Genomic DNA, 12,313 nt, shown 5'->3' on the forward strand with positions numbered 1-12,313 from the left:
TTTTCTATTCCGATAACTTATTTCCAGCAAACGAGGCAGTAGTTCTTTTTACCGCGACGCAGCAAGGTGTAACGATTGAACAGAATATCGCCTTCGGTGAAGGTGTATTCCGGGTCAGACTGTTTTTCACCGTTGATGGTAATGGCATTCTGAGAGATGGTTTTACGCGCCTGGCCACGGGATGGCTGCAGCTCGGCGTCCACCAGCGCCTGTTGCAGGTCGGCACCGCGTTCAATTTCAACCATCGGGACGCCGTCCTGAGCCAGTTGCTCGAAGTCTGCTTCGTTCAGTGAGCTTAGGTTGCCGTTAAACAGGCTGGCGGTGATACGCTTAGCCGCCGTCAGCCCTTCTTCGCCGTGAACCAGACGAGTTACCTGCTCTGCCAGCACGTACTGAGCACGAGGCGCAGCGCCGCTGTTCTTGTCTTCTTCTTCCAGAGCATTGATTTCCGCAATGTCCATAAAGGTGAAGAACTTCAGGAAGCGATAAACGTCGGCATCTGCGGTGTTGATCCAGAACTGGTAGAACTTGTACGGGCTGGTTTTCTTCGGATCAAGCCAGACCGCGCCACCTTCGGTTTTACCGAACTTGGTGCCGTCAGATTTGGTGATCAGCGGCACGGTCAGGCCAAACGCCTGCTGCTGGTGCAGACGGCGAGTCAGGTCGATACCGGAGGTAATGTTGCCCCACTGGTCGGAACCGCCAATCTGCAGCACCACGCCGTGCAGTTTGTTCAGGCAGGCGAAGTCGTAACCCTGCAGCAGGTTGTAGGAGAACTCGGTAAAGGAAATCCCCACATCATCACGGTTCAGGCGCTGTTTGACGGCCTCTTTGTTAATCATCTGGTTAACAGAGAAATGCTTGCCGATATCGCGCAGGAAGGTCAGCACGTTCATGCTGCCGAACCAGTCATAGTTGTTAGCCGCGACGGCAGAATTCTCACCGCAGTCAAAATCGAGGAACGGCGCAACCTGGCGGCGAATTTTTTCCACCCACTCCTGCACGGTATCTTCGGTGTTCAGCTTACGCTCAACGGCTTTAAAGCTTGGGTCGCCGATAAGACCGGTCGCGCCGCCCACGAGGGCAACCGGCTTATGGCCTGCTTCCTGAAAGCGCTTCAGGCACAGCAGCGGAACCAGATGGCCCAAATGCAAGCTGTCGGCGGTTGGATCGAAGCCGCAATAGAGTGCAATTGGCCCCTGCGCCAGTCGCTCTGCTAACGCTTCCTCATCCGTCACCTGGGCCACGAGGCCCCGCTCTTGCAATTGTTTTATCAAATTGATGTTCGACATCAAATTCTCCATCTCTATACGACTGCACCTTTGCCGGTACACGGCTTTTCGCCCACTGGCGAAAGAATTCATTTTTAGGGCACATAGAATAAAGGGCTGGCGCAGTTAGCACCAGCCCTTAAGCTGAAAATCCTGGCTTTACGGCGCGAGGCGGTCTATTTTCCAGGCAGTTCCATCGCGCTGGTAAAGGAAGCGGTCGTGAAGACGGTGTTCGCCTCCCTGCCAGAATTCCATCTGTTCGATGCTGACGCGGTAGCCGCCCCAAAAACTCGGCAGCGGAACTTCGCCCTGCTGGAACTTCTGCTTCAGCTCAAGGAATTTGCTTTCAAGCACACCGCGCGCGGAAATGCGGCTCGACTGCTTCGATACCCAGGCACCTATCTGGCTGTCCTTCGGGCGGCTGTGGAAATATTTCAGCACCTCGATGGTGGAAAGACGCTCGGCGGTGCCCAGCACCATCACCTGCCTGTCCAGCATGTGCCATGGGAAATGCAGGCTAATGCGCGGGTTCGTTTCAAGGTGATGCGCCTTGCGCGAGCCCAGATTGGTGTAAAACACCAGGCCTTTTTCGTCGAAGTGCTTGAGCAGCACGATGCGCTGATACGGCTGACCGTTTTCGTCAACCGTCGCGACGACCATAGCGGTTGGGTCGGCAAGCTTAGCCTCGCAGGCCTGTGTCAGCCAGCGCTCAAACAGCGGCAGCGGCGTGTCGGTGAGATCGTGGCGGCGCAGGCCACCTTTAGTGTATTCGCGGCGCAAGTGCGCAATCTGTTGCAAAGAGTCGTTATCAGACATGGCGTTACGTCAGGCTATCCTCGGGTGGAGCTATTGTGCTCCCCACCCTGAGAAATCTCAACGTTTGGCCGTTTGCAGTTGGCAATTATTCAGCACGATATTGTCTTTACGATAGACCGTCGCGCCGTCGCCCTTGGACCAGAAAACGTAAACGCCGTCGGTATAACGCGCCCCGGAGGCGGAAAGCCCCTGAGTCAGGGTCAATAGCTGGTTGTCGTAGACAAAGCTCACCTGCTGTTTGTCGTTATTCAGCTTCACGGTCAACGGCTTTTCGTCGCACTGGTAGACCAGCGTATCGGTATGCATTTTTTCGAGAAAGGCGTTGTAGTAGCTGCAGCCGGCGAGCAGCAGTGGAAGAGTGACAGCAAGCAGTTTTTTCATCTGAGTATCCTGAATATCTTCTTATCCCTGGAGGGCCTGCGCCCTCCTTTACGCCTTCAGTTTAGCGTTTACGGGAAGAAGATAATTTCAGTTAACTCTGATTATGGCGAGGATTTGCCGGATAAATGGCGCCGAGTATCGTTGGCTCAGAGGCGCCGGTCACGGAAGGAAGATTCCCCGGCAGGCCGGACATCGTGCGATACGCCAGCCAGGCAAAGGCCAGAGCTTCCATATCGTCCCCGCTGATCCCGGCCTCATCGGTTGTCGTGACTTCAATTCCCGGCAACAGCGCGGCAAGACGGGCCATCAGCAGCGGATTACGGCTGCCACCGCCGCACACCATTACGCGCTCACAGCCGCCGCTCAATAACACCTGCTCGGCGATGGTTGTGGCGGTCAATTCAGTGAGCGTGGCCTGAACATCTTCCCCGGCAAGCGCGGGGAACCTGGCAAGCTGGCGCTCAAGCCAGCCATAGTTAAAGTATTCACGTCCGGTGCTTTTAGGCGCGGGGGTAGAGAAATAAGGGTCGCTGAGCATCTGCTGCAGTAACGGAATAATGACTTTACCACCGCTCGCCCACTCGGCGTCTTTATCGTAGCCTTTCCCGCGCTGCCGCCAGATCCAGGCATCCATCAGCATATTGCCAGGCCCGGTGTCATAGCCCCTGACGGGCTGACCGGGTATCAGCAAAGAGAGGTTAGCGATACCACCGATATTCAGCACCATCCGGCGTTCACCCGGATGAGCCAGCAGCGCCTGATGAAAGGCGGGCACCAGCGGCGCGCCCTGCCCGCCCAGCGCCATATCGCGACGGCGAAAATCGCCGACCACGGTAATACCCGTCAGCGCGGCAATGTGATTATTGTCGCCTATCTGAAGCGTGTGGGCAGCTTCGCCGTGCGGTTCGTGCCAGACGGTTTGTCCGTGACAGCCAATGGCCGTAACGTCTTCTGGCCGGAGCCCTTCGCGTTTTACCAGGATTTGCACCGCCTCGGCGAACAATTTACCGAGCCGGTTGTCCAATTGGCCCAGCTGGGACAGCGTGAGTGGCTGCCCCTGACAAACGGCAAGAATAGCGTTTTTGATGGCCAGCGGCATCGGGTGGCTGTAGCTCGCCTGCTGAACCACCAGATGTTCATCGATAGCGGCCAGCACCACATCGATGCCATCCAGGCTGGTGCCTGACATCACGCCTATATAGCGACCTGATTTCATCCGTCACTCCTTATTCTCGCCGGGGCGGTAAATTGATACTGTTAAATTAGCACGCAATATCATGATTTATTAATAATTTTTATTAATAATCTGTGTAACTAACCGCAACAGACCGCCTGTGATTTAAGCAAAATTCGCACAGCGCAGCGGTTTAATTGCGGTTAAAGACATTTGATTTACTATTTTTACAGGATTGTTGTAGAACAAACATGAACTATGGCCCGGAATTGCCATATAATTTAGCCATAACGGATGCTCACTGAGCATTGATGGGTTAACAGGAGAGGTACAAATGATTTCACGTATTTTGACAGTTTCACTGGTTGCTCTGACCCTGGCGGGTTGTGCCAACGAAGGGTTGTCAGGTGATGTTTACAACGCATCCGAAGCGAAGCAGGTGAGAACCGTCACCTACGGTACCATTACCCACGTGCGCGCTGTTACCATCAAGGGAGGCGATGGCAACAGCACCATCGGGGCGATTGGCGGTGCGGTACTTGGCGGTCTGTTGGGTAACACCATCGGCGGCGGCACAGGTCGTACCCTTGCCACCGCTGGCGGCGCGGTAGCCGGTGGCCTGGCGGGCGACGCGGTAGGCGGAGCAATGGGCAACAGCAAGGGTGTTGAGCTGGAAATCCGTAAAGATGACGGCCAGACCATCATCGCTGTGCAAAAACAGGGTGACAGCCGTTACTCCGTTGGCCAGCGCGTTGCCATCTCCGGCAGCGGCAACAACATTACTGTTGCACCACGCTAAAACAACGCTAAAGAGTACGAGGCCCGCATTGCTGGCCTGAGGCTGCTGACAAAGTTCATTGACCTTAAAAGGCCCGAACTTCGGTCTCATAAAAACAATGAATTATGTTCTCTGGTTTGCCCCAAGCCCGCGAAAACCACGTTTTTCGCGGGCTTGTCATCAATATAAGGCCCGCATTGCGGGCCTTTTGTTTTAGTAGGTTATTCCCGGAGGATTAACTTCCGACTGAGCAACGGCTTCCCCCTGCTCTCCCCACCTCGCCAGGACTCGTTGATATTCCCCTCGCTGAATAGCGCCATCAAGCGCCGCCTGCAGCGCATACACCAGCCCGTTTCCTTTCTTCGTCGTCGTGGCAACATACGCCTTTTTCGGTCCCAGCCCAACGACACGTGTGGTGCCGGTCAAAGCCGCCTTATAGGCTGTAATAGACTGAGGACCAAAGAACACATCGGCCCGGCCAGACTGAATGTACAGGTTCGCAGAAGCATCGTCGGTGACATAAACCGGCAGCGCAGGTTTGCGGCCTGCTCGTTCGTTTTCAGCATTCCAGCCCAAAAGAATTCGTTCCTGATTGGTCCCGGCTCCCACAATCACTTTTCGCCCGGCAAGATCCTCTGCGTTGCCGATTGCCTGAATCGGGCTGCTGGCCTTCACCGCGAAAGAGAGCGAATCCACGCGGTAGGTAGCAAAATCAAACTTCTCTTTACGCTGCTCGGTTACGGCAATATTCACCAGCGCCACGTCATAACGACCGGACGTTATTCCCAGCGGCCAGTCCTCCCACGCCGTGGGCACCAGCTTTAACTTCAGGCCCAGGCTTCCCGCCAGCAGGCGGGCAATATCCGGGTCACTGCCTATGCGCGTGCGGTTGTCGCTTGCCAGTAACGCCAGCGGTGGGGAGTTGAGCGCCGAAATCGCCACCGTTAGCGTACCGGACTCGATAAACTTATAGCCGGTGGGAATTTTTGCAATGGCCTGCTCATCCTTCGCCACGTCCAGCGGTTTTTCATTGGCGGCCAGGTCAATGCTAACCTGCGCTGAAGACGCAGAGGCATACATCAATAACGCAATTAAGCCACATTTCATTTCACAGCACCTTCGATAAAAACTGCCGGGTACGAGGATGCTGTGGGCGATTCAACACGTCGTCGCTGCTCCCCTGCTCGACAATTTTGCCATCCACCATAAACACCACCTGGTCGGCCACTTCACGGGCAAAACCGATTTCGTGGGTGACGACAACCAGCGTGGTACCTGAGCGTGCCAGAGTCTTGATCACATCCAGCACTTCGCCGACCAGTTCGGGATCCAGCGCAGAAGTAGGTTCATCAAACAGCATCACTCGCGGACTGAGCGCCAGGGCACGGGCGATGGCGATACGTTGCTGCTGCCCGCCGGACAAATGGCGTGACCACGCCTCGGCTTTGTTGCGCAACCCAACCACATCCAGCAGTTCATACGCACGCTCTACCGCCTCTTTGCGACTGAGCTGCTTATGGGCAATCGGCGCTTCAATCAGATTGTCCAGCACCGTCATATGGGGAAACAGGTTGAAGTTCTGGAAGACATAACCCACGTTGGCGCGCTGGCGCAGAATATCTTTCTCTTTAAGCTCATACAGCTTGTCCCCTTTCAGGCGATAGCCAATGTAATCGCCGTCAATCTGGATAAAGCCTTCATCCACGCGCTCAAGGTGGTTGATGGTGCGCAGCAGCGTAGACTTCCCTGAACCCGATGGGCCAAGAATCACGGTTACCGTCCCCGGTGGAATCTCCAGTGAAACATCGTCCAGCGCCTTATGGCGGCCAAAATATTTGCTGACGCCGGTAATCGAGATGTGGCCATTATGAGAGGTTGGCATGAACCGGCTCCTGCGATACGGCGGTTGTGGACGGCGCAGCGCTACGGGCGATACGCGTGTGGTTGATGGCCGAGCGCCGCTCGCTGCGCGCTAATGAACGCTCGACTAAATGCTGGATAAGCGACAGTACGCTGGTGATAACCAGGTACCAGACGGCCGCCACCATCAGTAGCGGAATAACCTGCTGCGTGCGGTTGTAGATCATCTGAATGGTATAAAACAGCTCCGGCATCGCCAGCACGTAAACCATCGCCGTACCTTTTGCGAGGCTGATAATTTCATTAAACCCCGCCGGGAGGATCGTGCGTAACGCCTGGGGCAGAATAATTCGCACGGTACGCCGCCATGCAGGCAACCCTAATGCTGCCGCAGCCTCATACTGCCCGTGATCCACGCCCAAAAAACCGCCGCGCACGATCTCTGCCGTATAGGCGCTTTGCACCAGGGTCAGCCCAACTACCGCCGTTGAAAACTGCCCCAGCACGTTAATCGTGTCGTAGCTACCCCAGACAATGCTGGTGAAAGGAATGCCGAGTGAAAGCGTGTCATACAGATACGAGAAGTTATACAGAACGATCAGCACGACAATCAGCGGTAGCGAACGGAACAGCCAGATATAGCCCCAGGCGAGGCTGCTTAGCAGCCAGGAAGATGACAGTCTGGCCAGCGCCAGTAATCCCCCCAGCACAACGCTCAGCGCGGTCCCCAACAGCGTGAGCAACAGGGTTTGCCCCAGCCCTTCAAGAATAACCGGGTCGAAGAACCAACGGGCAAAAACGGCCCACTCCCAACGCGGATTAAACGCGACGGATTGCACCACCACCGCCAGCACGAACAGGGCAATGACGGCCCCCAGCGTGCGCAAAGGGTAACGTGCGGGCACCACCTTAATGGTTTCAGAAGCTTTCATCGTCTCTCCTCAGGCCGTTTTACTCAGGCTTTCCAGCGATAAAATTTTGGTGAACCGCAGTCGCCCGTCGTAGGGCGGCTGACTGTACGTTTCAGGGTCGATCTCAAGACTGAACTGCGGCTCGTAGCCTTCGCTCAGGTAAAGCCTGACCGCCTCCGGCTGGCGAAACCCGGTGGTCAAATAGATACGGCTGTAGCCGGCGTGCAGAGCAAAACGTTCCAGCTCGCGTACTACGCGCCCGGCCAGTCCTTGCTTACGCAGTGTGCTTTTTGTCCAGATGCGTTTAATCTCAGCGGTTTGCGGGTCATAGGGTTTGTAGGCGCCGGTAGCAATAATTTCGCCCTCCCGCTCCAGTACAATAAAAATGCCCTGCGGCGGCAGATACCATTCGGTAAGTTCAACCTCTGCATCACGCGAGAAAAAATCACCGTAGCGCGCCGCGTACTCGCCAAACAGTCCGCTAATAATGGGCTGCAGCTCCGGTGCTTCCGGTGACAACACGCGAAAATGTTCGTTCATCTTCGTCTCCTTAATCACCTAACCCGGCAGGGTTAATTTCAGAGGCGGAAATACGCTCCACCCCCTCCCCCCAGCGATTCAACACTTTGTCGTAATCACCCTGCTGAATGGCGCCGTTGAGCGCCGTTTGTACCGGCTCAACCAGGCCGCTGCCCTTTTTCAGCGTTACCGCAATGTGCGCGGCTTTCGGCCAGCCGCCGTCAACGCTGCCCACCAGCTTCGTCTGCCCGGTCAGCGCCGCTTTCCAGGCTCCGGTGACGTTTGGCCCAAACCAGGCATCCGCCCGGCCGGACTGCAGCGCAAGCGTTAGCGCCGCATCATCTTTGGTGTAGACCGGGGTAAAAGGCTTTAACCCTTTCTTTTGGTTTTCAGCGTTCCAGGCAAGCAGAATCGCTTCCTGGTTGGTGCCGGAACCGACGATGATGCGCAGCCCGGCAATCTCTTCCGCGCGGCTGATGGATTTTATCGGGCTATTGGCTTTGACATAAAAGCCCAGTGAGTCTTTGCGATAGGTGGCGAAATCGAACTTCTCTTTGCGATCTTTGGTGACGGTAATATTGCTGATCGCGGCATCATATTTTCCGGAAGCGACGCCCAGCGGCCAGTCCTCCCAGGATGTTGGCACAACGTTAAGCTCAAGGCCGAGGCTGTCGGCCACCAGACGTGCAATGTCTACCTCGCTGCCGAGCAAGGTTTTATTATCATCTGAAAAAACCGTCAGCGGCGGCGAGTTGAGCGCCGCCACTGCCACGGTAAACTTACCGGGAACGGCAAAATGATAATCTTTAGGCAGCTGCGCGATGGCCTGCGGATTTTTAGCGGTATTCACCGGCGTTTTGTTCGCTTCAATACTCACGCCGGTTCCGTTGATGGTGACGTCGTTAGCCAGGGCAAGCGGGGCCCATGCCAGCGCAATGGCCAGCAATAGCGATGTTTTTTGCATCATCGTTTCTCTGTTATTTGCCGAAGCGATTTTCGGGCTGCGCTAAACCAAAGCTCTCGCGCAGCGTGGTGCCGGGGTAATCCGTGCGGAAAAGGCCTCGCGCCTGCAGCACAGGCACAACCTGCTCAACAAAGCGGGGGAAGGTATCAGGCGTGCCGCCCTGGATGATAAAACCGTCGGCCGCGCGGGCTTCAAACCACTGCTGCAGGCCGTCCGCCACCTGTTCCGGCGAACCGGAAAAACGCGGTCTTGGGCTGGCGGCTTCAAGCGCGACCTGCCGCAGGGTCAACCCACGCTCGCGGGCATTACGTTTGATTTCGTCGGTGGTACTGCGGAAGCTGTTTTGGCCCAGGTCACCGATGTCGGGGAAAGGTTCGTCCAGCGGGTACTGGCTGAAGTCATGGTGTTCGAAGTAGCGCCCGAGGTAGTTCAGTGCATCGGAAATGGACACCAGCGCGGCGGTAGTTTGATACTGCTGCTCGGCGTCCTCCTCATCCTGACCGACAATGACGCTAACGCCCTGGAAGATGAGCAAGGAGTCTGCCTCACGGCCTTGCCCTTCGAGCTGGTTTTTCACGTCACGATAAAAAGCTTTCGCCTCGGTGAGCGTTTCATGGTGGGTAAAAATGGCATCAGCATGCTTCGCCGCCAGCTTTTTGCCGTCTTCCGAGGCACCGGCCTGGAACACAATCGGCCGCCCCTGCGGCGTACGGCCAATATTCAGCGGCCCGGCAACCTGGAAGAAATCCCCCTGATGGTTTAGCGCATGCAGTTTTTCAGGCGCAAAAAACTGCCCACTCTCTTTATTGCGCACAAAAGCATCTTCTTCCCACGAATCCCACAGTCCCTTCACAACGTCCAGGTACTCATCGGCAATGCGGTAGCGCAGCGCATGTTCGGGGTGCTGTGCTCTGGAGAAATTTTTTGCCGACCCTTCAAGCGGCGAAGTGACCACATTCCAGCCGGCGCGGCCGTTGCTGAGATGGTCGAGGCTGGCAAACTGGCGTGCCGTGGTAAAAGGATCGCTGTAAGAGGTGGATAAGGTCCCCACCAGGCCTAAATGTTGGGTCAAGGCTGCGAGCGCGGATAATACCGTCAGCGGCTCAAAGCGATTTAAAAAATGCGGGATTGATTTTTCGTTAATATATAACCCGTCGGCGACAAATAAAAAATCCAGCTTCCCTTCTTCTGCCTTCAATGCCGTTTGTTTTACAAAATCAAAATTAATACTGGCATCGGCTAATGCAGCAGGATGGCGCCAGGCTGACATATTTCCCGAAGCGCCATGTAATATCGTACCCAGTCGTAATTGCCGTTTTACAGACATGCCTCATCCTTATGCGGATCGTTAAAATCCGCTATCGCTGATTATGATTAAAGTTGTTGTAAGGCGGTTTGGGCTAAACGCGCGAAATAGCGTGCCGCTGGCTCAATGAGTTTTTCATCAGGATCAAAAGCCGGATGGTGAAGCCCGTAGCGGCTGTCGCTGCCGATGCTGACAAAAGCGCCGGGAATATGCTGGAGATACACCGCAAAATCTTCTCCGCCCATGTGCAGATCCGCATGATGCGTCTCATAACCTTCCGCCGCCGCAACCTCGCGGGAAAACGCCGCCCAGCGTTCGTCATTAACGAGTGCGTCCGGCCCCGCGTGCCAGCTGACCTCGATTTGCGCCCCAAAAGCGCTGGCAAGACCGGCAGCAATGTCAAGAACCCGCGCTTTTACCGCTTCCCGTACGCGGGCGCTGTGGGTGCGCAACGTGCCCTCCAGCTCAACGCTTTCCGGCAGCACATTCCACGTATTGCCGCCCGCAATGCGTGTAATACTCAGCACAACCGACTCAAGCGTATTCACCTCCCGGCTGGCAATATTTTGCAGCAGGTTGACCAGCTGGCTGGCAAGCAGTATTGCGTCTTTGCCTTCGTGGGGGCGAGCGGCATGCGCCCCTTTGCCGCGCACCTGAATAACCAGGCGATCGACGTTGGCATAAAACGGACCGCCGCGGGTAGCAAATGCCCCAACCGGCAGGCCGGGTTCATTATGCATACCAAAAATAGCCGAGATGCCTTGCAGCACGCCAGCCTTCACCAGCGTGCTTGCCCCGCCGAAACGTTCCTCAGCGGGCTGAAACAGGATACGCACCCGCCCTTTTAGCTGCGCTTCGTTCTGCTTAAGTAGCAGCGCTGCACCCAGCATCACGCTACTGTGAACATCATGCCCGCAGGCGTGCATCACGCCTGAATTTTGTGAACTAAACGCCACGCCGCTGGTTTCTTCAATCGGTAACGCGTCGATATCGGCCCGCAGGGCAATAGCCTTTTCACCTTCGCCAATCTCTGCCACAACGCCGGTTTTAAGCGAATACGGGAGAAGGCGGATATCGGCGCTTTGCAGCCAGTCGCGGATGCGGGAAGTCGTCTCAACTTCCTCAAGGGAAAGCTCCGGGAACCGATGCAGTTCGCGGCGCCAGTCGATTAACTGCTGAGCAAAGGTCATAAAGCAACCTCCGTAACCGCATGAGCCTCTGCCAGCAAACGCAGTGAAGCAATGCGCTCAGTGCCTTCGGCAATCGGCGTATCAATAATAAATTCATCAATACCATAAGTTTCGTGCAGCGCCTGCAGCCCTTCCCTGACCGTTTCTGCCGTGCCTTTCAGCAGCGAAGGTTCACGGCGCGTCAGGCTTCGTAACGCACTGCCTGACTGGCGGGCAAAGCTGTGCGCCTGCTGTTCGCTGGCCACGCTCACCCGCTGGCCGTTTTCCAGCTCCACGCCCCAAATCTCAACCTGCCCGGCAAGCTCGTCCGCGTGGTCAGCGTCCTGCGCAACAATGGCCTGTACGGCCACCAGCACATCGCGGCGGCTATTCGCTCGCCAGTCGTTCAGCACATCATGTAACAACGCTTTATCGCCGTTCAGATGCGCGGCAAAAACAAAATTCCAGTCAAGGCTTGCGGCCAGCCTCGCACTTTGCAGGCTCGCGCCGAGTAAAAAGCCGTCCGGGCGCTGGGCCGGCAGCGGCGTGGCGCGAATGCCATCTTCCTCTGCCGGATCGTTCAGTGACAGCCAGCCGTCGAGCTGGGTCAGTTGCTCATCAAACGTGCCTTTTGCGGCCTGCGAGAACCCCTGCTGCAGGGCCTGCGTCGAAAGCGGTAAGCCACCGGGCGCTTTACCCACGCCCAGATCGATGCGACCCGGCGCCAGTGAAGACAGCAGGTTGAAGTTTTCGGCAACTTTATATGGGCTGTAGTGCTGCAGCATCACACCGCCGGACCCAATGCGAATACGACTCGTTTGCCCGGCTATCCATGCAATCAGTACCTCCGGAGACGGGCTGGCAAGTTGGGCAGTATTGTGGTGCTCTGCAAGCCAGAAACGGTGATACCCCCACGCCTCCGCCTGCTGCGCCAGGTGAAGCGTACGCGCGAGTGCATCCGTTGCACTGTCGTGTGGTGCAAGCGGACTTTTATCCAGAATACTGATGCGATAAGACATAATGCAGGCTCGTTTTTATTAACATGCCTTCATTATTAAAAGCGGGAGACGCCGGAGAGAAACAATTAATTTACATTTAGTCTTCTGAAAAAGAGATAAACAAACTCAGACGTTGGCTAAACTATTTGCTACCGCAGCGCTATCT

At 55.9% G+C, this 12,313-nt stretch carries 11 protein-coding genes and 1 pseudogene; 1 reads left to right on the forward strand and 11 read right to left on the reverse strand.

Features of this window, described 5'->3' with window-relative positions:
- Positions 1 to 17: 17 nt before the first annotated feature.
- From tyrS to anmK, 4 genes are all read right to left on the reverse strand, one after another.
- The gene (tyrS, locus tag VGM55_RS25775) at positions 18 to 1,292 is read right to left on the reverse strand and encodes a tyrosine--tRNA ligase (RefSeq protein ID WP_331637149.1); all 1,275 of its coding nucleotides are present in this window, start codon (positions 1,290 to 1,292) and stop codon (positions 18 to 20) included.
- Positions 1,293 to 1,430: 138 nt separating this feature from the next.
- Positions 1,431 to 2,087, reverse strand: a complete 657-nt coding sequence (pdxH, locus tag VGM55_RS25780) for a pyridoxamine 5'-phosphate oxidase (protein WP_331637150.1) — start codon at positions 2,085 to 2,087, stop codon at positions 1,431 to 1,433.
- Between the two features lie 57 nt (positions 2,088 to 2,144).
- Positions 2,145 to 2,468 (reverse strand): C-type lysozyme inhibitor, encoded by a 324-nt coding sequence (gene mliC / locus VGM55_RS25785; RefSeq protein WP_154186061.1) that lies wholly within the window; start codon positions 2,466 to 2,468, stop codon positions 2,145 to 2,147.
- Positions 2,469 to 2,559: 91 nt separating this feature from the next.
- Entirely contained in the window at positions 2,560 to 3,684 is a 1,125-nt protein-coding gene (anmK, locus tag VGM55_RS25790; protein ID WP_154186063.1) for an anhydro-N-acetylmuramic acid kinase, read from the reverse strand.
- Positions 3,685 to 3,976: 292 nt separating this feature from the next.
- On the opposite strand from anmK, the gene VGM55_RS25795 reads away from it, so the two are divergent.
- A complete protein-coding gene (locus VGM55_RS25795) occupies positions 3,977 to 4,441 on the forward strand; it encodes a glycine zipper 2TM domain-containing protein (RefSeq protein WP_154186065.1) in 465 nt (154 codons plus the stop codon).
- Positions 4,442 to 4,633: 192 nt separating this feature from the next.
- Here VGM55_RS25795 and VGM55_RS25800 read toward each other — a convergent pair whose 3' ends face one another.
- From VGM55_RS25800 to VGM55_RS25830, 7 genes and pseudogenes are all read right to left on the reverse strand, one after another.
- Positions 4,634 to 5,527, reverse strand: a complete 894-nt coding sequence (locus VGM55_RS25800) for a transporter substrate-binding domain-containing protein (protein WP_154186067.1) — start codon at positions 5,525 to 5,527, stop codon at positions 4,634 to 4,636.
- 1 nt (position 5,528) lies between these two features.
- Positions 5,529 to 6,302, reverse strand: coding sequence for an amino acid ABC transporter ATP-binding protein (locus VGM55_RS25805; RefSeq protein ID WP_331637151.1), 774 nt, complete (start codon positions 6,300 to 6,302; stop codon positions 5,529 to 5,531).
- Positions 6,286 to 7,212: an amino acid ABC transporter permease gene (locus VGM55_RS25810; RefSeq protein WP_154186070.1), complete on the reverse strand. Its 927-nt coding sequence runs from the start codon at positions 7,210 to 7,212 to the stop codon at positions 6,286 to 6,288. Before VGM55_RS25810 ends, VGM55_RS25805 begins: the two co-directional genes overlap by 17 nt.
- A 9-nt stretch (positions 7,213 to 7,221) precedes the next feature.
- Positions 7,222 to 7,731 (reverse strand): GNAT family N-acetyltransferase, encoded by a 510-nt coding sequence (locus VGM55_RS25815; RefSeq protein WP_154186072.1) that lies wholly within the window; start codon positions 7,729 to 7,731, stop codon positions 7,222 to 7,224.
- 10 nt (positions 7,732 to 7,741) lie between these two features.
- Positions 7,742 to 10,001, reverse strand: a pseudogene (locus VGM55_RS25820) (NtaA/DmoA family FMN-dependent monooxygenase).
- A gap of 47 nt (positions 10,002 to 10,048) precedes the next feature.
- Positions 10,049 to 11,170 carry an amidohydrolase gene (locus VGM55_RS25825; RefSeq protein ID WP_154186076.1) on the reverse strand — a complete coding sequence of 374 codons (1,122 nt, stop codon included), beginning with the start codon at positions 11,168 to 11,170 and terminating at the stop codon, positions 10,049 to 10,051.
- Entirely contained in the window at positions 11,167 to 12,168 is a 1,002-nt protein-coding gene (locus tag VGM55_RS25830) for an LLM class flavin-dependent oxidoreductase (RefSeq protein ID WP_331637152.1), read from the reverse strand. Before VGM55_RS25830 ends, VGM55_RS25825 begins: the two co-directional genes overlap by 4 nt.
- Positions 12,169 to 12,313: the final 145 nt, after the last annotated feature.

This window comes from Cedecea sp. (assembly GCF_036500665.1).
Classification (GTDB): domain Bacteria; phylum Pseudomonadota; class Gammaproteobacteria; order Enterobacterales; family Enterobacteriaceae; genus Cedecea.